Source organism: Simplicispira suum (assembly GCF_003008595.1).
GTDB lineage: Bacteria > Pseudomonadota > Gammaproteobacteria > Burkholderiales > Burkholderiaceae_C > Simplicispira > Simplicispira suum.
Genome location: NZ_CP027669.1, coordinates 119,117 through 139,297 on the forward strand (window position 1 = coordinate 119,117; position 20,181 = coordinate 139,297).

A 20,181-nucleotide genomic window follows, 5' to 3' on the forward strand; every position below is an offset into this window, starting at 1 on the left:
AAGTCCCTCATGCCCTCCTCCTCCATCGCAAGAAAACACCACGACGCATTGCCTTATGGCACACTACAAGTGCCAAATGGCATAACAGGTGTTTCCATGAAGACCAAACAGTCCCACTCGCGCAGCCCAGAAACCACGGGATCCTGGGTGCTGGCCCATGACCATCAACCTCACATCTCGGCCGAGTTGAGAAAACGCTACAGCGCGCTGATTGACGCCAATGGCACGCACGTAGTAATAGCACTCGAAATGCTGGGTGGGGACGAAGTTTTCTCTCGCCGCCCCGAAAACCTTCTGGACGTCCACCTCTGGGTCTCGCATGGCATTCCCAGTGCTTCTATCACCCACTTGGCGCAGGCGATTGAGCCCCTTCCCTCCAATACGCTGAGTGAAGCGCTCGGCATCAGCCTGCGCACACTTCATCGTAAGAAGGGCGCCCAAAGCGACACACTCAGCGTGGCGCAAGGTGGGCGTGCCTTCAAATTTGCGGAAGTGGTCGCCAAGGCCACGGTAGTCCTCGGCAGTCGAGAAACTGCTGTGCAATGGCTGACATCGCCTGCGATAGGCTTGGATCAGCAAAAGCCAATCGATCTGCTGGCGACACCCGTAGGCACTCAGCTCGTCGAAGAACTTCTGGATCGCATCGAGTACGGGGTCTACGCTTGAAGCGCGAGCACCCGATGATGCCTGTCCCAAAGCTTGGGGCGGGCGATCCTATGCTCGCGTGGCGCCTGGACCGGCAGCACTACGCCTCCACCTGGGACAGCGGCATCGGCGCCGAAAAGCTGGGCGGCCGCTGGAACGCCAAAGGACAGCGCGCCGTGTACTGCTCGGTGGACCCCAGCACTGCAATCCTGGAAGTTGCGGTCCATGCAGGTTTTCCGGTACTGGACACCCAGCCGCATGTACTCACCTGCATCGAGATCACGAAAGAACCCATTCACATCGTGCAGCCAGAGGACGTGCCCAACCCCGCCTGGCTGATCCCCGGCAAGCCCAGCGCCGGCCAACAAGCTTTCGGAAGCCAACTCCTGGCGCAGCACGGACTCGTGCTTTTCCCCTGCGCCGTGTCCCGCTTCAGCTGGAACCTGGTGATCGAACCGGGCATCGCCAAAAGTCGCTACCGCTCGCACTCGCAGGCTCCCTTCGTCCTCGACACTCGTCTCCACCCTCCCCGGCCGTAACCCGAATAGCGGCTGCCAACGCCATCGACAAGCCCAACGATGAACGACAACCCGGTACGTCGCGCCGCACCAACGCCAGCGGACTCCATAGCGGTCGCCGCGTCCATTGACGCCCATCGAGCCCACCCAGAGGTGGATCTCCGGCGGCATGCTCGCAATAGACAGATAGAACTGGCAAAAAGCCTCCAAGGGCGACGCGCCATCTACCTGGACCTCAAGTTCTGGATCGGGCTGCGGGATGCGGAGGCCACCAGCGGCCACACGCCTCACCCCTACAGCGACCTCTTGGCGGCACTACGGCGGACTGTCACCGAGCATCGTGCCTTCTGCCCCATCTCAGACAGTTGCTTCCTGGAGGTTTTCAAGCAGTCGGACTCAGCCACGCGACGCAAGACGGCCGCGCTTATCGACGAATTGAGCCTCGGCGTCACGATCATTCCCTTTGAACTGCGCGTCGGGAACGAGATCGCCCACCTGTTGCATGCCGCACGCACGCCGGAGCAGGTTTTTCCGCTGGACCAGCTCGTCTGGACCAAGCTCAGCTATGCGCTGGACTACTTCAGCCCACCTGTCGGCATGTTCGACAAGCACACCGCTCGAGCGATCGAGAAAGCCTTCTTCGATCACATGTGGACCATCCCTTTGGTCGAAATCGAACAGCACATCGGCGATGCCATGTCCACCAAAGATCCTGTACATCATGAGCGCCTAGCGCACACCTTGAACCAAGATGTGGCACAACATGCTCCGGAGATCAAGAGTTTCTGACTCAACTTGCGCAGAGCACAAAGCACGAATTGCCACATCCTTCAGCCCGCTCGTGAGACGGCCCGTCAGAGGGCTGCCGCGCTACAAACAAAGTCCCAGATCACAACAGGAGCCCCTCAGCGCCCTGACCTTGCACTTGCCGATGCCCGACGAGCCTATACCGAGGGTGTGCAGAATTTTGTGTAAACGGACAATCCACCGCAGGCGAGAGCCTGCTTGTCCGCAAACACAATGACAACCAAGAAGCACGAAGTACCGCAAGAACTGTTGGCCAGCCTGCTGGCCGACTACAAGAAGCCTGAAGACCTGTTTGGCGAGAACGGGCTGCTCAAGCAGCTGACCAAACTGCTGGTGGAGAAGGCGCTGGACGCCGAACTGACCGAACACCTCGGTCACGAACGCCACGAGGCCGTGGCCAATGCCAGTGGTAACACCCGCAACGGCAAGAGCAAGAAGACCCTCAAGGGCGAGTTCGGCGAGCTTCCCATCGAAGTGCCACGCGACCGCCACGGCAGCTTTGAGCCCCAGCTCATCCCCAAGCACCAGACCCGCTGGAACGGCTTGGACGACAAAATCATCTCCCTGTACGCCCGTGGCATGACGGTGCGCGAGATTCAGAGCCACCTGCAGGAGATGTACGGCGCCGAGGTCTCGCCCAGCCTGATTTCATTAGTGACGGACGCCGTCAGCGAAGAGGTCAAGGTCTGGCAGGCCCGCCCGCTGGACGCCATCTACCCCATCGTCTACCTGGACTGCATCCATGTGAAGGTGCGCGAGGGCGCGGTGCGGGTCAAGGCGGTGTACCTGGCCATCGGCATCAGCATGAATGGCGAGAAGGAGGTGCTAGGCCTGTGGCTGGCGCAGACCGAGGGTGCCAAGTTTTGGCTGCAGGTGGTCACCGAGCTGCGCAACCGGGGCGTACAGGACATCTTCATCGCCTGCGTTGACGGGCTCAAGGGCTTCCCCGATGCCATTGAGGCGGTGTTCCCCAAGGCTGTGGTTCAGCTGTGCATCGTGCACATGGTGCGTCACAGCCTGAACTACGTCTCGTGGAAGCGCAGAAAAGATGTTGCGGCGGACCTGCGCCACATCTACCAGGCTGCCACCGCCGAAGAGGCCGAGCTGCGCCTGGGCGAGTTCGAAGCCAAGTGGGACTCGGACTACCTGCCCATTGGCCAGTCCTGGCGCAGGAACTGGAGCCGGCTGACGCGGTTCTTTGACTACCCGGCGGAAATCCGAAAGGTCATCTACACGACCAACGCCATCGAGTCGGTGAACATGGGGCTGAGGAAGCTGAGCAAGAACCGAGGGTCGTTTCCCAGCGACGAGGCGCTGACCAAGCTGTTCTACCTGGCCCTGCGCAACATCAGCCAGAAGTGGACCATGCCCATCCGCGATTGGAAGGCTGCGCTGACCCGCTTTACCATTCAGTTCGGTGACCGCATCTCCGTCAACTGAAGTCCGAACCGTTTACACAAAAATTCGGACACGCCCGAGCCCCCCACAACAAAAGAGTCTGATTGAAAAAGACCGGACAACTACAGTCAAGTCCTTTGGCCGTGGAGCCAACTTCTGGCCTCATTTCGGGGGTCAGAAGCATGTCCCCTACTTTGATTGTTCATACCGGCAAACTATTCCGCAATTCGATCCGATATCCAGCTACGCACCGCTCGAGCAGACCATGAAGCTGCCCGTGGCCCTATCTTGACCGAACGCGGAAACTGCCCCCGAGACATCTGTTCATATAGAGCAGAACGACACATGCCAGTCAGACGGAGGACCTCGGGAAGTCGGATGAGGCGGTCCTCGTCACTGACGGCAGGCAACAACCCAGGACCACTACCGCTCAACAAAGAAAGTGCCTCTTGCAGAAGGCTTGCGGCGCGATTCAACGTTTCTTCCTCGCAGCCCTGCCAAGGACGCATTGCTCCTTTGGCCTGTTCGTAGGCATTCATAGCCTGCACTCCTGATCATGCGGCAAGTCGCCGCGACCCTCGAAGGGTGCCAAGGAAGCCCAACCACATCCACTCACAGCAGCGCAGCGGAGCGCATGCAAGCAAAGCCGTTTCGAACACCCGGTACCGTCCCTGGTCGCGCCACCATCCTCCCTGACCACCGCATGAAGTACGGCTTGTTAGGAAAGACTGCCGTCAGCCTTCATGATCACCGAATTCAAAGCACCTGATGCGCTGCCGACGGAGCACCATGCTGCTTGGGGCTGAAACTGAGCAGAATGGAAGCTTTCGAGATATCAACGGGGTGACACGCAACAAACTCTACGTTGCATGCTCCAAGGCAAAGGGCAATCTGACGTTCATCCCCGAGCCTCTGCTCAAGGCGAGCGCTCGCACATGGGCAAGATCGAACGTGGAGAGCACATGCCGACGCTGGCGTTGATCCTGAAGATCGCACGGGCATTGGGCCGCAGCGCCTGCGAACTGATGCTGGAAACCGAGGCCCGGTTGCCCAAGAGCGAGGGATGACGCTATGTTGGCCGTCGGTAAATACTGACGGCCAACGCGCTGCGGTTACGCCACAATCCTCCCCGCAAGGCGCGCCTCACGCGCGTAGGCACTCAGCCGCTTCTGCGGAGTGAAGTACAGGTCCCGTTCCACCGGAAGTCCCAGCCGGCCGCGCACAGTCGCAAGTTCTGCCAGACTGACCCAGCCCAACTCGGGATAGCCCAGACCCAGGTCGCACAGCCCAAACACGTTGTCGTGATCGTCCGGGTCCATCTCGCTCAGCAGCCAAGTCGCACCAGCGTCCGGGGTGAACAACTTGACCACCGGAGCGGGGTCGAAGTTGTCTTGTTCGAGAGACTGTCGGCCATTGGCCAGCAGTTGCCCGCGTTGTTCGTCCGTGATGAGCTTCTTCATGGTCTTCTCCTTGGAAGGAATCAGGGCGGAATTGCCCGAGACCGGAAGCAGCACGGCGCAGCGCAGCCGTCAGGGTTCGCAGACGGCCGCCAGGACGCCAGCGTGCACCGCACGCGCAGACCTTGACGGCGAGAACGTGCGACCTGAGGTCGCTTGAATTTCTGTTTCAGGAGGAAGAAATGACTTGATGAAACCGGCTGTTCCATCAGCTGTTCCCTACCCGGACATGCGGAGCTGGCAACGGCTCGGTGTGAAGCTCCGGGGACAACGTAGCCGCCGGTCTAACCGGTACGCCGAGCCGCGAGGCAAGGTGGAATCTGCTAGCACAAATGCGGATCGGAGCAAGGGATGGATGGGTACGACCAACACATGTGAACGTCCGCAAAAGCGCCGTAACGTCTATCGAGCCAAATGTGCTGACAGGCTCGAACCAAAAGGTACGCGGCAAGGCATGGTCTTCGTTCTCTGGACCATCATGGACAGGAATGCCGCCGGCGCACAGGACGGGTCCGCACCATCCGGAAATTCATGCGGAACAGGGTAAGCCCATCACGCTGCCGGCAACGGCAGGCGAACCGCGAGGGACGCTGTGGGCGTGGTGGGTAAAGGAACGCGGAGAAAGCGAATGCCCGGCTGTAATGGCCGGGATACGGGCTGCGACATCGCCCGACGCGAAAGCGGGCAGACTTCCGCGAGGTCATTCATGGCGAGAGAGTCTTGACAAACCGTTGTACGAGGAAAAGCAGATGACGGCAAACGACATTCCGGTGTCAGGCGCTGGTGCGTCCTTGCCCGATGCATTGATGTGGGATCTGGTGAACTGGAACCGCATCGAGGCAGAGGTGAAACGGCTTCAGATGCGTATCGCCAAGGCAGTTCGGGAAGGCAGGTGGGGCAAGGCGAAAGCCCTGCAGCGTCTGCTGACCCGCTCGCACAGCGGCAAGCTGCTTGCCGTCAAGCGAGTGACGGAAAACAGAGGCAAGAGAACGCCGGGGGTAGACGGGAAGGTCTGGCTGACCCCGGCGGCCAGATGGAAAGGGATGCTGTCGATGCGGCATCGTGGCTACCGCCCGATGCCGCTGAGACGGGTCTACATCCCCAAGAGCAATGGGAAGATGCGTCCGTTGGGAATTCCATGTATGCGGTGCCGGGCGATGCAGGCTTTGTGGAAGCTCGCCCTGGAACCCATCGCGGAGACGCGAGCGGACCTGAACTCCTATGGCTTCCGGCCAGGACGTTCGACCGCTGATGCCATCGAACAGTGTTTCAACTGCCTGTCGCATCGCACGTCGGCAGAGTGGGTTCTGGAAGGCGATATTCGAGGTTGTTTCGACAACTTCAGCCATGCCTGGCTCCTGAAGCACATACCGATGGACAAGGCGATCCTGCGCCAATGGCTGGAAGCTGGCTATGTCGATGAAGGGGCCCTGTTCGAGAGTCGGGCTGGCACACCCCAGGGAGGGATCATCTCGCCCGTGCTCGCGAACATGGCGTTGGACGGCCTGGAGGCTGCGGTTCTCGCGAGCGCCGGAGGATCGGAGCGCGCACATCGCAGGGCCAAGTTCAACGTCATCCGCTACGCCGATGACTTCGTGGTCACAGGCGCGTCGAAAGACGTGCTCGAATCCCAGGTTCTGCCTGCTATCCGCCGCTTCATGGCGGAACGCGGACTGGAACTGTCGGAGGAGAAGACCCGGATCACGCATATCGAGCAAGGGTTCGACTTCCTGGGTCAGAACGTGCGCAAGTACGGTCGCCAGTGCCTGACCAAGCCAGCAAAGAAGAGCATCAAGTCGCTGCTGGACAAGGTGAGGGCAATCATTAAAGGGAATGCAACCGCCACGCAAGCGGCAGTGATACGACTGCTCAACCCGGTGATCCGTGGTTGGGCCATGTACCACCGCCACGCTGCCGCGAAAACAACCTTTAATAGAGTCGATGACTTCATCTGGCACATGCTTTGGAGGTGGGCAAAGCGCAGGCATCCCGCCAAAAGTGCATGGTGGATCAAGAAGCGGTACTTCCGGACGATCGGGAATCGGAACGGGGACTTCGCAACAAGGGGCTCTGCCGACGGCAAAACTGTTGGTATCCAGCTCTTTCGTGCGATGACGGTGGCAATCACGCGCCACGTCAAAATCCCTGCAGCCGCCAACCCGTTCGACCCGGCATGGACTGAATACTTGGACCGCCGTCGAGCCTCGAAACGTTCCGTCAAACTGTTCGGTGCCAGCCTGTGGTGCTGAAGAATGGCTTGAGCCGGATGCGGGGTGACTCGCACGTCCGGTTCTTAGGGGGCGGCGGCGCAGTAATGCGCCGCTGCTACCCGACGGCGTGATACGGTGAAGGGAACAGCAAGCCAGCCCCGCCCACCAAATAAGTCGGTCCTCGGAGACACAGCCCTCCCTGCCGATCCGGCAAGCCGGTTCGGCGGTATCGAAGGGGACGTCAAGCCCAGCGCGGCGGGGATGGGCCGCAGGTCGATTCCCAGGAGGCAAGCGCAGCGCGCAGCACCGCAGGGGCGAAGGCGTCAGCGATGAAAGCCCGCAGGGACGAGACGCTATCGGCGGCTCGGTGCACGGCACGCCAGCGCGGTCCGGCCAGGCCGGAGACGCACACATCCGTAAATCCGCAAAGACACATTGACGGAAAACCGCAGACTCGTGGACCCATCGCGACGGGTTTGCAGAAACCCACAGACCAGCAAATCCACAGATCCAAAAATACGCCCATCCGCAAACACGGATGAACGCTTTCTCGTATTTCCGCACTACAGGGCGAAACAACTCGCACACCGCCCTCACCACCGAAGCCATGGGACAAAAGCGCCCCACTCCAGCGGGGCGCCGAGGGCGACGTCAGTCGCCCTTGCTGCGCGACCAGATCAGGTTGTGCGCACCGTCCTCGCCTTCGACCAGGCGGGCATAGAGGGTGGCAGGGAACGACGGGTCATCCAGGGTCACGGACAGGTAGGGGCGCTCCGCCTTGCTGAGTTTCTTCCACGCCGCGCCGATCTCCAGCCCGTTGCCAGCGACGACGCGGTAGTCCGGAGCGTTCTCGCTTGCCTTGTCGCTAGGCACGAGCCGGACCTTGACGTTGAGCGTCAGGGTGCGAACCGTGCCGGTGTAGTTGCCGTTCTGTGCGGTGAAGGTGCCGATGTTGGCCATGATGAAGTCCTTTCGAGGTTATCCAGGTCGCGCCCATCGCGGCCTTGGCGTGATCCGATGGGCGAGGGTCGGGCGCGCCGCACCCCAGCGAAGCGGGGCCGCAGCGCAGCGAAGGACCGGGAGGCCCGAGAAATTTGCCGCGCGAGGAATCTGCGCAGCGGAGGGGAAATTTGTCGGGCCGGACGGTTGCGGCGAACAAGCCCGAGGCGGCGCCAACGAAGTGCAGCACTGCCGTGCCTGAGCCAGGATTCACGGTAAAACAAGGCTGCTGTGGATGCGCACCTGTCCGAAAGGACCTATGGCCCGGCTGCAGCACCAAACCGCCACCGCAGCGCTCTGACGCATCCCTTCAGCCAAGCTCCGCACTATCCCGCACCTGGGCCCGGAACGCATTCGGCGTGGTGCCTATCGTTTTCTGAAACATCGCAATAAATGCGGAGGTGGTGCCATATCCCAACTTTTGGGCCACCACTTGAACCGCAAGGCCGTCTGCCAGCATGGCAAATGCCCGCGACAACCGAAGTCGCTGCCGCCATTCCAGGAAGGTCATGCCGAGGTCGCGGGTACATCGGCGCGCTAACGTTCGCTCTGTGCTGTGGACATACCTGGCCCATTCAACAAGCGTCCGGCTGTCGCCAGGATTCTTGCAGAGTGCTTCCAGCACCTTCCGGAGTGCGGCATCGCTCGACATCGGGAGGAAGCTGTCCACGGGTGCGCTGACGCTCAATTGATCGATCAGCACCTCCATCAACCGGACATCTTCCGGGCTTTGGGGCTTGCGCACTTGCCGCTTCTGCAAGTCCAGAAATATCGCCTTTGCAATAGCGCCCACAGAAAGAACACTGGCGCGCTGTGGAAGGCGAGTGCACAGGTCGGCGTCGATGTCCAAGACAAAGTAGGAGGTCTCGCCATCAGCCCGCGCTACGTGTTCAGTCCCGGGCGGCAGCCACACTCCAAAGTCTGGCGGGGCTGCATAGCGGTTGCTCTTGACGGTCAACTCGATGACACCAGCACGGGGATAGACGAATTGTCCCCAAGGGTGCTGCTCTATCGGAAAGTCCGCGCCCTCGGGCAGTTGCACGACTTTCACCGTCACGGAATCCGGAAGCGATGGCGTGCGCTGGCCGGTGTCTGAGCCCATGGTCATTTTGTCGGAAGTGGCGTATGCGTTGTCCTGCATTCAGTATGCCTGCCAACTACAGTTTCTTCACCTGATGTTGCTTGGAGTATTTTGGTATGACTGCCTTGGAAACGCTTGGACAAATCCCTCGCCTGGACCTGCGAGGATTCGCTTCCCCTGTACAACTTTTGGAGCGATTCAGCCAGGAAATTGGCGTTGAGGTCTGGTGCAAGCGGGACGACATCGGCACCGTGGGACTCGCGGGCAACAAGGTCCGAAAGCTTGAGGTGGAGCTGGCTTACGCGCTGGCAAACGGCGCTACGCATCTGGTTGCAGAGGGCTCACGCCTGTCGAATGCCACGCGCGCGGTGGCGGCCGCCAGTGCTGCCCTCGGCTTGAAATGCACGTTGCTGCTTTGCCATGATGCGCCCAACGAGCCTGTGGGAAACTTGATGCTCGATGGCCTTTTTGGCGCGGACATGCGGTTTGTTGGAGACATCAGCTGGCATGAGCTGGGCCAGCGCGCGGAGTCACTTGTCAGCGAGCTGGAGCAAGCCGGAGAAAAGGTCTATCGGCTTCCAATCGGCTGTGCTTCAGAACGCAGCTGCCTCGGCTTTGCCCTTGCCTATGGCGAACTTCGCCAGCAGATGAGCCAGCAGGGCCGCACCGCCAGGACAATCGTGCATGCCAGTTCCTCTGGCGGAACCCACGCTGGCCTGGTCCTTGGAAACGCGCTGCATGGCTTCGAAAGCGAGATCCGTGGCATTGTGGTGGCCGAAGATGTGTACTCCGATGTGGTGGGTACCTATCTCTCGTTTGCCCAAGGAGGTGCGCGCCTGCTGGGCGCACAGGTGGCGTTGACTCGGGACCATATCAACATCACCGAGGACTATCTGGGGGAAGGATATGGACTGCCCCTGGCCGGCGTTTACGAAGCGATCGATTTGCTGGCCTCCAAGGAAGGCGTGGTTGTAGACCCAATCTACAGCGGCAAAGCCGTGGCTGCCATCGTCGATCTCGCGTCGAAGAATGAATTGAAGGGGCCAGTTGTCTTCTGGCACACGGGCGGATATCACGCGGTGTTTGATCCCAGCTATGCAAAGCGCATTTGGTCGTCGATCGGAAGGCTTGCCACCGTCACTCTGTGATCGGATCTCTGGATTCTGGAACCGATAGGTCAGCTGTTCCGTAACATCCCCGGTAGGACCCTCAGTCATGGGCGCATTTGATCCTGATGCATTGGAATGCCTGGCCGCTGTGGTGGAGGAAGGGAGTTTTGAACGGGCGGCGCAGCGGCAGCTGATCTCCCAGTCCGCTGTGTCGCAGCGGCTCATGGGGCTGGAGGCGCAGATTGGAGTCGCTCTTGTCGTTCGAAGCCGGCCTGTCAAGCTCGCCACTGCAGGGCAACTGCTGCTCAAGCACGTGAAGCAATTGCGTGTGCTCCGGGCTGACTTCGGGCGAGATCTGCGGACCCTGGTGCCAGGGAGCACCAGGCGTGCATTCGACGATGAGCGAATATCCATTGCCGTGAACGCGGACTGCCTGGCCACCTGGGTGCTGCCTGCGCTGCGCGAGCTTGCACACCACGGCCATCCGCTGGAAATCATTGCGGACGATCACACACTCACACACCAATGGCTGAGGGAGGGCTTGGTGCAGGGGTGCGTCACAACGCAGGCGCAGGGCTTGAAGGGCTGCAAAGTGGTGGCCGTTGGGCAGATGGACTATGTTGCTGTGGCCCAAAGGGCCTACACAGGCCGCCATTGCCCACGAGGCCTGGGGATGGACAACTTTCGAGAGATACCGTTCGTGGCGTTCAATCGCAAAGATGACACGCAGGCGCAGTTTGTTGCGGCGGCGCTAGGGCTTCCCCAAGTGCGCCTCAACCAACTGTTCGTGCCCAGCGCCGAGGGGCGCCTGGAGGCCGTGCTGGACGGGTGGGGAGCCGGTGTGTTTCCCCGACTACTTGTGCAAGGAATGTTGCGGGAAGGCAGGCTTTGCGACATTGCCCCGGGCACGTCACGGGCGGTGCCGATGTACTGGCACTGTTGGACGCTTGAGTCTGAAGTACTGGACCATTTGACTGCGGCGCTGGTCCGTGCTGCTCAGAATCACATGTCAGTAGAACCTCTAGCGGCGTAGCCTTGCATTCGTTCGGAATGCATGTCTCGTTCAGCCTGATTACCAGATAGGAGGCCTAGACAAGAACGCGCACACATTCCGACGCGACTATGTGCTGTGACTGCTCAGTGACAAGCACAGGGTGCTCGGCTCGAACTTACCAGCGGCAGCAACGGCGGCGGACCGGGCGGTCGGCCTGATATCGTGCGCAACTTCGTGAGCATCGCGGTCTTGCACACGTCATGCAGCGACTACTCAAGCAAGGGTGAGGAGGCCTTCACGCCCTGGAAGTCCCAACGCGCGCGGCAGACCTGCCGCGCGCGTCGCGCCCATGCAAAAAGCCCCGACCCAACGGCCGGGGCTTCATGCTCACGCCACAGCGTGTGCGTCTTCGTGGACCTCCGAATCGGCGCTGCCACTGGTTTCGGCGCTGACATCGGCATCACCCCCGACCTCGCGCCCCGCTTCTGTTTCGACTTCGACAGCCGCTTCCTGGCCCCTGAACATCACCGGCAGCCACCCCCTCCCCGCAGCCAGCCGCTCAGCCTCGCTCGCAATCTCAGCCTTCTTGAGCTTGCCCAGCCGGTTCACCTGATCGGGAGCAAACACCTGCACCGCCTCCAGCGCCTTGGCTTTCGAGACATGCTCGAAGTAGCCTGCGGCGGTCGGGGTCCACCAGTCGTGCATGTCGAGGTTCACGGCCTGCGCCAACGCAGTGGCGGGGATTTCTCCTTCCTGCGAAGCCAGCGCGCTGACCGTGGAAGCCACACACACCGCCAGCAAGGACAGCAGCTCCTGTTGCGGGAAAGCCAGCAGTTCGGCGAACAGCGCGTCCGAATCGTTGGACAGGCGATGGGCCCAGGCCTCCCACACCTTGCGCATGCCCACGGCTGCGGGGGCATCTGCCATGTCGGGCGCATGCAGTCCAAGCCCATCCTGGGGCGTCGCAGAAATGTTGACCGCCGAATCTCCCGCCCCATAGCTCTCCACGATAATCCGCAGCGCAAGGCGGTGCACCAAGGCGACCAGTGCAACGTGGGGATGCCGCGCCACCTCGGCCTGCAGCGCTGCCGTGCGGTGCGCGCTGAGGCGCTTGGCCAGCTTCTCCGAGATTCCTGACTTGGCAGACTCGTCGGTGCCGGTTCTGGCGTCCGAGGCCATGCCCGCCCCACCCTCTTCCTGCCGCGCCTGATCCCGCAGTGCCTTGGCCTGTTCTTCGCGCAGCAGACCACGGTGCACCACCATGCCGCCCATGGAATCGACCGACACGATGGCACCGGCTAGCGCCACCACGGCAGCCGGGTATTCGACCAGCTTGCGTTCCACGGCCTCCAGTTCGTTGCCAAGTGCGTCCATGGCGTCGCGCAGCGCCTGCGCCTGCTCGTCGGTCATGTCTTCGTTGTCATCGTCCAGTTGCTCCTGCAGCTTCACCTGCTGGTCTTCCAGTTTGGCAATGCGCTTGGCCTCGGTCTTGGTGGGTTCCCGCCGTGTGCTGCGCGCCCGCTGGAATTGGTACAGGTCCGATGCTGTGGCACGCGGAGCGGCATCCACCCAGGCCCAGCCTTCGGCACGCACCTGCTCGGCCAGTGGAACGAGCTTGTCTCGCGCCAAGGTGTCCAGCAGCGCGCCATCAGTCAGGAAGATGCCGTTGTGATCATCCGCGAACAGGTCGCGGCGCACGCCGCCGCCTGCCTGTTCGTACGCCTCCAGCCCGACAAAGCGCGCCACCGCATCGCGGCTGGCGTCGATCTCTTCACTGGTCAGGTGGTCGCGCAGCGCGTCCGGGTTGCGCTGCCATTGCGGTGATTCGTAGAACGCCGCCTCCTGCGCTGCATGGTCATCGGTGATGGCCAGAGCCATCAATTGCTCCAGCGTCACGATCTGCTTACCGAAGTCCGCCAGCAGCCGGGGCGAGACGTTGGCAAGCTTCAAACGCCGCTGCACTACCAACGGCGTCACACCGAAATCTGCAGCAATGTCCTCCACGGGGCGGCCTTCGGCCACAAGGTCTTTCCAGGCGAACAGTTCCTCGATGGGCGACATGGCCTCGCGCTGGACGTTCTCGGTCAGGCTCACGGTGCGCGCCGCATCATCCTGCACCAGCAGGCAATGGACTTCATGGTCCTTCGTCAGCTTGCGGCGCTTGACCATCAGCTTCAACGCTGCAAGGCGCCGCCGCCCAGCCACCACCTCGTAGTGCTCCCCATCGGGCGCGGCCACCACGGTGAGGTTTTGCAGCAGGCCCACACGTGCGATGCTGGACGCGAGTTCGGGAATCGACGTGCCGCCGCTCTTGCGCACGTTGCGGCTGGAGGGTCGCAGCTTGGACAGCGGAATGAGCAGCAGTTCCTGCGAAGCCGCCATGGCGGCGGCGGTGCTGCCCGTGGCGACAGCTTGGGTTTCCTGAAAGGTAGCGGTGTTCATGATGAAGCTCCTATCGGACAAAAAAAGGAAAACAAGACAAACAAGGGATGGCAGGAGGGGCTGCGCCCCTCAGAACGAAGCTCAGGCCTTGAGCTGGCGCATGCCATCGGCCAACAGCCACAGGGCGCGGTTCAGGCGCAGGTTCTGGTCAATGCCCTGCACGGGCCGGGTGCTCTGGCGGCGTCCGTTGGCAGCGCGGGCGCGCAGGCCGCCCTTGACGAGGTTTTCTTGGGTGCAGTTGAACACGCTCCACAGGTCGCGGCGGTCGTCATCCGTGCGGCGGGGCATCAGGATTTGCGTTTCCGTGATGGGTGCTGGTTTGGCCGGGTCGTCGTACTTGAGGGTCAGCGCGGCGCGGGCGAACACCTCCGACTCCCCTGCATCCAGGGTGATGGCCTGCATGGATTCGCGGGATTGCTGGGCCTGACCGAAGCCATTCAGGACTTCATAGGCGCCCTCGATCACCTGCCCAGCCACATCGCCCTTGTGGGGCACGCGCACATCGGCCACGGTGTCGCCGCACACCAGCCCGTTCTGGCAGACGAAGCGGAACATACCCGCCAGCATCTGGTAGCTGCTGGTGCCGTCATGGGAGTTGAGCAGGATGATTTCGTTGGCCTCGCGGCCATTGATCTGGCTGGCGTGGCGCAGCCGGATCATGTGTTTGGTGAAGTCGCGCCGGCCCTCCTGGCGCACACGGGTCTGGCAGACCATGAAGGGTTGGAAGCCCTCCCCTCTCAGCTCCTGCAGCACGGTCGCCGTGGGGATGTAGCTGTAGCGCTCGGACCGGCTGCCGTGCGGGGCCTGCGCAAAGATGGACGGGGCCACGGCCCTGATCTGGTCGTCCGACAAAGGATGCTCGGAACGCAGCACCGGTGATTGCGGCGCGAAACGGGATGCGAGTTGCATGGTGATTTCTCCTGACGAAGTTGGCTGTTGAAAAAGCCTCACCGGATTCCTAGATTCAGAGCCCTCTTCGGGCTTCCGGTGGGGGCGGCACGAAGAACCCGGTTGGCCTCGTTGCCACCGTCTTTCCTGAGTTCATCGCCCGCGACGGTCAGGAGCGCGCGGATGGGTGCCGTCAAGGAAACAAGCGCAGGGTGGGTGCGGCCCGCAGGCGCAGCCGAGGACACGGCCCTGCGCGCCTTGACGGCACCCGGCCGCGGGCTACAGTCGCGAGCAAGGTGATGGATTCAGGAAAGATGGCTGGACAGGCAACAGCCCGCTCTTCACGCCGACCCCACGCAAGCGAAAGCGCGCAGCGCCGCAGGCGCGAAGGCCGATCCGGCAAGGCCGGTTCGGCGGTATCAAAGGGGCGCCAAGCACAGCGCGGCGGGGATGGGCTGCACAGCCGATCCCCTGGAGGCAAGCGCAGTGCGCAGGCCCGGCTCAACGAGCCGGGCCGAAGGCGTCAGCCGAGCAAGGCGAGGGAACGATGGAGGCCCGAAGGGGCGAGACGCCAAGGGTGGCTCGATGCGCAAGCACGACAGCGCGGTCGGCCAGATCTGGCCGGAGACGCCAGGAAAATATTGGAGCGCAATGTATTTGAAGTAGCACGTCACTCATGGCAGTACAGGTACCAACACATCAAAAATGCGTCGATATCCGACTGGCGTATCGCCCTGCCTATTCCCTGAACCATCGCGTCGACCAATGTACGTTTGGGAATGGGCTGCACACCCATCAGTTGCCGTGCAGCGCTACACAGCCTTGCCCGGAGACGCATCCCGAACGCGCTGTTCACCTTCACGAATCAACTCACCAATGAAATCAGGCCGCGGAAAGACTTTCGCCTTCCAAGCAGGCGATTGAATGCGTTCAAGATTCGCACGCAAGCTGGCAACGATCCGCTCCGCGTCAGTCCGTCCCCACCACTGAGAGAGCGCCTGCGGCAATGCGTCGTCTGCTGCCCGATCAGTACCGTAGTCAATCAGGAGCTTCGCGATGCTGCGCAGATGCCTATCGAAGCTGGCGAACAGATACCGCGTTTTCCCTTCGTGGCCTTCCTCGGCAACCCGTCGCACAAATTCGCTCAGGTGCGTTAGATCCCAAGCGGCATTGCGCACCCCTGCTATGGCGGCCTCCCGATCCAGGGAGTTTTTATCCTTGAATACTCGCCGCTTAGGGGGCGAGTTCGGCGCGAAGTACACGCTCGCCATCAAGGCCGCCGGGCCACCAAACATGAACTCATCCCGCATCCAGTCGAAGAGACGGAGGGCGCGATCCACTGGTCGAAGTTGAGCCTGCTGTTCCAACTCCACCATCTTGAGCGCAATGATGTAGTTTCGATTCCAGCGCTTGATGGGCTTACCCATGTCGTGTCTGGGCACATCTTTATGGGCGCTGTATTGGCCTGCGAGCGCATTCTGCCGACTGAGCGCGAGATCAAGCAGGTCCTGGGGTCTGGCGTTGTCAGCAGCACGAAACCACGCCAACTCGGACCATGCCTCCTCGTTGCCTTGTTTGTGGGCCAGTTCATGGAACGCAATAGATGGCTCAACGTCTATATCCAGACATTGAGCGAATGCCAGCAGGGCAGCAGATAGCCTGAGTTGCTCATCTTGGCGCACAACTTTGCCCTGAGCCAGTTGCGCAAGCCTTGAGACTACGTTGCGGTCAGGCAGCACGACGGTTTTGATGCCCTCAACGTGGTGTTCGTAGAAGAATCCATCTCGGTGGTAGAGGCCAACAGGCGCTGGGATGTAGCCTGGAACGCAAAAATCTGCCTCCGTGAGCAGGCCGCAAACCAGTTGCAGATCATCCATCAGAAAGTCCGCCGGCAGCCATATCGCGATGTTTACCTCTTCCTCGTCATGCTCCATCATCAGCAACGGCTCTCAATCCAGCCTTTCGCGGTACGGGCCTCAGCTTTATAGATCGGCAGATGACGCATCGGGAATACGAACTGCGGCCAACGGGCTGTCGAATGCCCGCACCATGTCAGCTCACCGCCGCGCTAGGAAGCCGAAACGAGGGCGTGTGAACCACAAACCCACACAAATGCCCGCGCCGACAGAGCCAGTAGGCAAAGCACTCTAGTGCCATGAAGGCACCAGAAACACGAACACAAAAGCCCCTCGCAAGGCCATTCTTGTTTCCGTACTTTTTCCGTATGGGTAAACAAAAATGCCCGCTTGTTAGCGGACACTTCTGCTGCAAGCCCTGGTTTAGCTTGCAATGTTTGGTAGGCGCGATTGGACTCGAACCAACGACCCCCACCATGTCAAGGTGGTGCTCTAACCAGCTGAGCTACGCGCCTGAGTGTCTTCGAAAGATGAAATTGTAGCAGCAAAAAGTTCCGCTTCCGGCCCACTGGCGGGGTGTTTTAGCGTCTGCGTGCCGAATGCACGCCGCCCACCTGGGCCACAACGGACAAGACTTTGGACAAGCGCGCCGAGTCAGATACTTCCACCGTGAACGTCATCCAGGCCGTGCCCTTGATGCTCTGGGTTTGCACGCCGATCACGTTCATTTTTTCTTTGGCGAACACCTCGGAAATGTCGCGCAGCAAGCCATGGCGGTCGCTGGCCTCGACAGCCACATCGACGGGATAGAAGGCTGCATTTGCACTTGGTCGAGGGGCGCCCCACTCGACGGGAATCACGCGCTCGCTGCTGCGGGCCGCCAGTTCGCGAAAATTGCGGCAATCGGCGCGGTGAATGCTCACCCCCTTGCCGCGCGTGACGAAGCCGCGGATGTCGTCGGGCGGCGCGGGCTTGCAGCAGCGAGCCAGCTGCGTCATCAGCGAATCCATGCCGACCACCAGAACACCGCCCTTAGGATCTTTATCGGGCGCACGCGCCTTTTTCAGCAACAAGTAGTCGTCAGGTGTCGGCGCAGGCTCGGAAGGACGCAGCAGCACCTCGATATTGCGCAGCGAGAATTCGTCCTTGCCCACCACTTCAAACAAGGCGTCGGCCGAACGGAAGCCCAGTTGGCTGGCAAGCTCTTCGAGCCGCATCGCGGTCTTGCCTTCTCGCTGCAGCAGCTTCTCAACGGCCTCACGGCCGCGTGCAATGGTCTCGTTCTGCGCCAGCGCGTTGAACCAGGCACGTGCCTTGGTGCGTGCACGGTGGCTGGTGAGGTAGCCGAGGTCCGCATTGAGCCAGTCGCGCGACGGTCCACCCTCCTTGGCGGTGCTCACTTCCACCGTCTGGCCATTTTGCAAAGGGGTGTTGAGCGGCACCATGGCACCATCGACGCGTGCGCCGCGGCAGCGGTGACCGACGCTGGTGTGTACAGCGTAGGCAAAGTCCACCGGCGTAGCGCCCTGCGGCAGTTCAACAATGGCTGCGTTGGGCGTCAGCACATAGATGCGGTCATCAAACAGATTGCGGTGCTGGGGCGCCCCGGAGAAATCACGTTCCCACGCCAGCAGCTGGCGCAGCACCGCGATTTTGGCGTCGTATTCGCTACTGGCCGACACGCCCGCATAACCCTTGCTGCCCGCCTCTTTGTAGGCCCAGTGTGCTGCGACGCCGCTCTCAGCATGCGCGTGCATGTCTTGGCTGCGGATCTGAATCTCGATGGCCTTGCCAGAGTCGTCGCGCACGATGGTGTGCAGCGACTGGTAGCCATTGGGCTTGGGTTTGGCGATGTAGTCGTCGAATTCCTCAACCAAGGGGGTGAAATGGCTATGCACCCAACTCAGTGCCTGGTAGCAGTCTTTGACGTTCGGCACGATGACGCGCAGGGCCCGCAGATCAAACAGCTGCTCGAAGGCCAGCGACTTGCCGCGCATCTTTTTGACGATGCTGTAGATGTGTTTGGGCCTGCCCTGCACCGTGGCGGTGATGCCTTGGGCGTGCAGAGCCGCTTCGACACTGGTGCGCAGCTGCTCCATGTAGAGCTCGCGCTCAATGCGCTTTTCGTCCAGCAGCTGCGCTACTTCCCTGTAGGTGTCGGGTTCGAGAAAGCGGAACGCCAGATCTTCCAGCTCCCACTTGAACTGCCAGATTCCCAGCCGGTTCGCCAAGGGGGCGAAGACATGCAGCGCTTCGTGCGCGATGGCCGGCGACACAGGTCGTTTGCTCACGGCATAAAAGCGCAGCGTCTGCAGGCGCGAAGCCAGGCGCAGCATCACCACGCGCAGGTCGCGGGAGAATGCCAGCAGCATCTTGCGCACGCTCTCGGTCTGCTCGCCGGGATCGTCGGGTGCCCGCGCCTCGCGCGCCTGCTCCTGCAAATGCATGAGCTGCGTGGTTTCCACCGCCAAGGTGGCAAAGTTGTCGCCAAAGGCCTTGGCGATCACCTCGCGCGGGCGGTTGAGGTGCGGACAGGTGTGGACCAGGTAGGCTGCCGCCTGCATCGCCTCCGAGCCGCCAATTCCCTTGAGAATTGCGGCGACGGCATCGGCATGGTCCAGCGCGTTTTCGCCGGTACCCAGCAGTTCGCCACCGATCAGCGGTTCAGCAAAAACGCGCGCACGCGCCAGCGCGTTCGCTTGCTCTGGAACCGCACCCGCCGTGGCCGCAACCAGCACGGGCACGGTCGACTCGCCGGACGCACCCCGCTGCGTGACAGCCACCGAATTTTTCATGCACGGCCTTGCTGCGGCGGTGCCAGCAAAAATTCACGAACCACTTCCACCTGATCGGCAGCGACCAAGGTGGGCGCATGTCCGACGCCAGCGAACTCGACACAGCGCGCTTTGGGGCCACGCCCAGCCATGGCCTGCGCCGTGGCAACGGAGAGCAAGTCGGACTGCGCGCCACGCAGCACCAGGGTCTGCGCACGGATGGCGTCATAAAGCTGCCACAGCAGTGCTTCGCCCTGTTCGGCTGCCTCGCGTGTCAGAGCGCCAAAGGGCTGGGCGATGGCCGGGTCGTAGTGCAGGCGGTACGGCCCCTCTGGGGTTTTGCGCAGCATGGGGCGCGTCAGCGCCAGCCACTGCTCGGGCGTGTGCGGACCGAAGCTGGTGGACATGGCCCACAACTGCGCGGCTGCCTGCTCGATCGATTCAAAGCGCAGCGGCGCGCCCAGGTACTCGCCAATGCGCTCCAGCGCTGACCATTCGATCGCAGGCCCGACGTCGTTGAGCACCAGACGGCGTACCGACACCGGCAACACCCCCGGCGGCAAGCTGGACACCACCATTCCAATCAGTCCACCCATGCTGGTGCCGACCCAATCGAGGGACTCGATGGGGGCCTGTTGCTGCAGTTGCTGGAGCATGGCCAGCATGTCACCTGCATAGTGCTGCACCTCGTACTGCATGGGATCGGCGAGCCAGTCGCTCTCACCGCGCCCCACCACGTCGGGGCAAATGACGCGGGCATGCGGAGCCAGCGTGCGCGCCAGAGTATCGAAATCGCGTCCCTGGCGAGAGAGGCCGTGCACACAAACCACCACATGCGGGTGCTGCGGGTTGCCCGTGGCATTCCATTCCCAGTACGCCATGCGGTGGCTGTCCTGCCCCGTGCCTGCTGCGGCGCCGGCACAGGATACGTAGTTCAGCCTAGGTTCAATCATGGAGGTAGCCTGCGTCAGTTCGCACAATAATTGCTTCATTGCATCGTAAA

Annotated in this window: 16 protein-coding genes, 1 tRNA gene and 1 pseudogene; 8 read left to right on the top strand and 10 right to left on the bottom strand. The window is 61.6% G+C overall.

Annotated features, from left to right (window positions below):
• The first annotated feature begins 9 nt into the window (after window positions 1-9).
• From parS to C6571_RS00580, 4 genes are all read left to right on the top strand, one after another.
• A complete protein-coding gene (gene parS, locus C6571_RS00565; protein ID WP_211300678.1) occupies window positions 10-666 on the top strand; it encodes a type II RES/Xre toxin-antitoxin system antitoxin in 657 nt (218 codons plus the stop codon).
• Window positions 667-716: 50 nt separating this feature from the next.
• The gene (locus tag C6571_RS00570; RefSeq protein ID WP_245901341.1) at window positions 717-1,184 is read left to right on the top strand and encodes an RES family NAD+ phosphorylase; all 468 of its coding nucleotides are present in this window, start codon (window positions 717-719) and stop codon (window positions 1,182-1,184) included.
• A 39-nt stretch (window positions 1,185-1,223) separates the two neighbouring features.
• Window positions 1,224-1,952, top strand: a complete 729-nt coding sequence (locus C6571_RS00575; RefSeq protein ID WP_146139285.1) for a hypothetical protein — start codon at window positions 1,224-1,226, stop codon at window positions 1,950-1,952.
• 231 nt (window positions 1,953-2,183) lie between these two features.
• Window positions 2,184-3,410 (top strand): IS256 family transposase, encoded by a 1,227-nt coding sequence (locus C6571_RS00580; RefSeq protein ID WP_106444958.1) that lies wholly within the window; start codon window positions 2,184-2,186, stop codon window positions 3,408-3,410.
• A gap of 173 nt (window positions 3,411-3,583) precedes the next feature.
• Here C6571_RS00580 and C6571_RS20240 read toward each other — a convergent pair whose 3' ends face one another.
• Entirely contained in the window at window positions 3,584-3,907 is a 324-nt protein-coding gene (locus tag C6571_RS20240; RefSeq protein WP_211300679.1) for a helix-turn-helix transcriptional regulator, read from the bottom strand.
• Between the two features lie 384 nt (window positions 3,908-4,291).
• Between C6571_RS20240 and C6571_RS00595 the strand changes: the two are divergent.
• Window positions 4,292-4,435, top strand: a pseudogene (locus tag C6571_RS00595) (helix-turn-helix domain-containing protein); the annotation flags it as partial.
• A 45-nt stretch (window positions 4,436-4,480) separates the two neighbouring features.
• On the opposite strand, the gene C6571_RS00600 reads toward C6571_RS00595, so the two are convergent.
• On the bottom strand, window positions 4,481-4,828 hold the full coding sequence (locus C6571_RS00600; protein WP_106447945.1) for a DUF2958 domain-containing protein: 348 nt from the start codon (window positions 4,826-4,828) through the stop codon (window positions 4,481-4,483).
• Window positions 4,829-5,574: 746 nt separating this feature from the next.
• Between C6571_RS00600 and ltrA the strand changes: the two genes are divergently transcribed.
• A complete protein-coding gene (gene ltrA / locus C6571_RS00610; protein WP_106447946.1) occupies window positions 5,575-7,074 on the top strand; it encodes a group II intron reverse transcriptase/maturase in 1,500 nt (499 codons plus the stop codon).
• A 612-nt stretch (window positions 7,075-7,686) separates the two neighbouring features.
• Here ltrA and C6571_RS00615 read toward each other — a convergent pair.
• Together C6571_RS00615 and C6571_RS00620 are read right to left on the bottom strand one after the other, a co-directional pair.
• Complete coding sequence (locus C6571_RS00615) at window positions 7,687-7,995, bottom strand: DUF736 domain-containing protein (protein ID WP_106444962.1); 309 nt, start codon at window positions 7,993-7,995, stop codon at window positions 7,687-7,689.
• A 349-nt stretch (window positions 7,996-8,344) separates the two neighbouring features.
• Complete coding sequence (locus tag C6571_RS00620; RefSeq protein WP_211300680.1) at window positions 8,345-9,175, bottom strand: AraC family transcriptional regulator; 831 nt, start codon at window positions 9,173-9,175, stop codon at window positions 8,345-8,347.
• 56 nt (window positions 9,176-9,231) lie between these two features.
• Here C6571_RS00620 and C6571_RS00625 point away from each other — a divergent pair, with 56 nt between their 5' ends.
• Window positions 9,232-10,263 (top strand): 1-aminocyclopropane-1-carboxylate deaminase/D-cysteine desulfhydrase, encoded by a 1,032-nt coding sequence (locus C6571_RS00625; protein ID WP_106444964.1) that lies wholly within the window; start codon window positions 9,232-9,234, stop codon window positions 10,261-10,263.
• A 67-nt stretch (window positions 10,264-10,330) separates the two neighbouring features.
• Window positions 10,331-11,257 carry a LysR family transcriptional regulator ArgP gene (locus C6571_RS00630; protein ID WP_106444966.1) on the top strand — a complete coding sequence of 309 codons (927 nt, stop codon included), beginning with the start codon at window positions 10,331-10,333 and terminating at the stop codon, window positions 11,255-11,257.
• A gap of 348 nt (window positions 11,258-11,605) precedes the next feature.
• Here the strand turns inward: C6571_RS00630 and C6571_RS00635 are convergent, their stop codons facing one another.
• From C6571_RS00635 to C6571_RS00660, 6 genes are all read right to left on the bottom strand, one after another.
• Window positions 11,606-13,660 carry a ParB/RepB/Spo0J family partition protein gene (locus C6571_RS00635; protein ID WP_106444968.1) on the bottom strand — a complete coding sequence of 685 codons (2,055 nt, stop codon included), beginning with the start codon at window positions 13,658-13,660 and terminating at the stop codon, window positions 11,606-11,608.
• Between the two features lie 81 nt (window positions 13,661-13,741).
• Window positions 13,742-14,569, bottom strand: coding sequence for a DUF932 domain-containing protein (locus tag C6571_RS00640; RefSeq protein ID WP_106444970.1), 828 nt, complete (start codon window positions 14,567-14,569; stop codon window positions 13,742-13,744).
• Window positions 14,570-15,360: 791 nt separating this feature from the next.
• Window positions 15,361-16,485 carry a hypothetical protein gene (locus C6571_RS00645; protein ID WP_106444972.1) on the bottom strand — a complete coding sequence of 375 codons (1,125 nt, stop codon included), beginning with the start codon at window positions 16,483-16,485 and terminating at the stop codon, window positions 15,361-15,363.
• A 357-nt stretch (window positions 16,486-16,842) separates the two neighbouring features.
• A tRNA-Val gene (locus C6571_RS00650) sits at window positions 16,843-16,919 on the bottom strand.
• Window positions 16,920-16,985: 66 nt separating this feature from the next.
• On the bottom strand, window positions 16,986-19,199 hold the full coding sequence (locus tag C6571_RS00655; protein WP_106444974.1) for a RelA/SpoT family protein: 2,214 nt from the start codon (window positions 19,197-19,199) through the stop codon (window positions 16,986-16,988).
• The gene (locus tag C6571_RS00660; protein ID WP_106447948.1) at window positions 19,196-20,131 is read right to left on the bottom strand and encodes an alpha/beta fold hydrolase; all 936 of its coding nucleotides are present in this window, start codon (window positions 20,129-20,131) and stop codon (window positions 19,196-19,198) included. The genes C6571_RS00655 and C6571_RS00660 overlap by 4 nt, the downstream gene beginning before the upstream one ends.
• Window positions 20,132-20,181 lie beyond the last annotated feature (50 nt).

What these genes read in the sequence shown, in the direction of transcription:
- C6571_RS00645 (WP_106444972.1), bottom strand. Translation starts at nt 16,485, where the DNA reads ATGATGGAGCATGACGAGGAAGAGGTAAACATCGCGATATGGCTGCCG.
- C6571_RS00655 (WP_106444974.1), bottom strand. Translation starts at nt 19,199, where the DNA reads ATGAAAAATTCGGTGGCTGTCACGCAGCGGGGTGCGTCCGGCGAGTCG.
- C6571_RS20240 (WP_211300679.1), bottom strand. Translation starts at nt 3,907, where the DNA reads ATGAATGCCTACGAACAGGCCAAAGGAGCAATGCGTCCTTGGCAGGGC.
- C6571_RS00570 (WP_245901341.1), top strand. Translation starts at nt 717, where the DNA reads ATGCTCGCGTGGCGCCTGGACCGGCAGCACTACGCCTCCACCTGGGAC.
- C6571_RS00640 (WP_106444970.1), bottom strand. Translation starts at nt 14,569, where the DNA reads ATGCAACTCGCATCCCGTTTCGCGCCGCAATCACCGGTGCTGCGTTCC.
- C6571_RS00575 (WP_146139285.1), top strand. Translation starts at nt 1,224, where the DNA reads ATGAACGACAACCCGGTACGTCGCGCCGCACCAACGCCAGCGGACTCC.
- C6571_RS00615 (WP_106444962.1), bottom strand. Translation starts at nt 7,995, where the DNA reads ATGGCCAACATCGGCACCTTCACCGCACAGAACGGCAACTACACCGGC.
- C6571_RS00620 (WP_211300680.1), bottom strand. Translation starts at nt 9,175, where the DNA reads ATGCAGGACAACGCATACGCCACTTCCGACAAAATGACCATGGGCTCA.
- ltrA (WP_106447946.1), top strand. Translation starts at nt 5,575, where the DNA reads ATGACGGCAAACGACATTCCGGTGTCAGGCGCTGGTGCGTCCTTGCCC.
- C6571_RS00580 (WP_106444958.1), top strand. Translation starts at nt 2,184, where the DNA reads ATGACAACCAAGAAGCACGAAGTACCGCAAGAACTGTTGGCCAGCCTG.
- C6571_RS00635 (WP_106444968.1), bottom strand. Translation starts at nt 13,660, where the DNA reads ATGAACACCGCTACCTTTCAGGAAACCCAAGCTGTCGCCACGGGCAGC.
- C6571_RS00630 (WP_106444966.1), top strand. Translation starts at nt 10,331, where the DNA reads ATGGGCGCATTTGATCCTGATGCATTGGAATGCCTGGCCGCTGTGGTG.
- C6571_RS00600 (WP_106447945.1), bottom strand. Translation starts at nt 4,828, where the DNA reads ATGAAGAAGCTCATCACGGACGAACAACGCGGGCAACTGCTGGCCAAT.
- C6571_RS00660 (WP_106447948.1), bottom strand. Translation starts at nt 20,131, where the DNA reads ATGATTGAACCTAGGCTGAACTACGTATCCTGTGCCGGCGCCGCAGCA.
- C6571_RS00625 (WP_106444964.1), top strand. Translation starts at nt 9,232, where the DNA reads ATGACTGCCTTGGAAACGCTTGGACAAATCCCTCGCCTGGACCTGCGA.
- parS (WP_211300678.1), top strand. Translation starts at nt 10, where the DNA reads ATGCCCTCCTCCTCCATCGCAAGAAAACACCACGACGCATTGCCTTAT.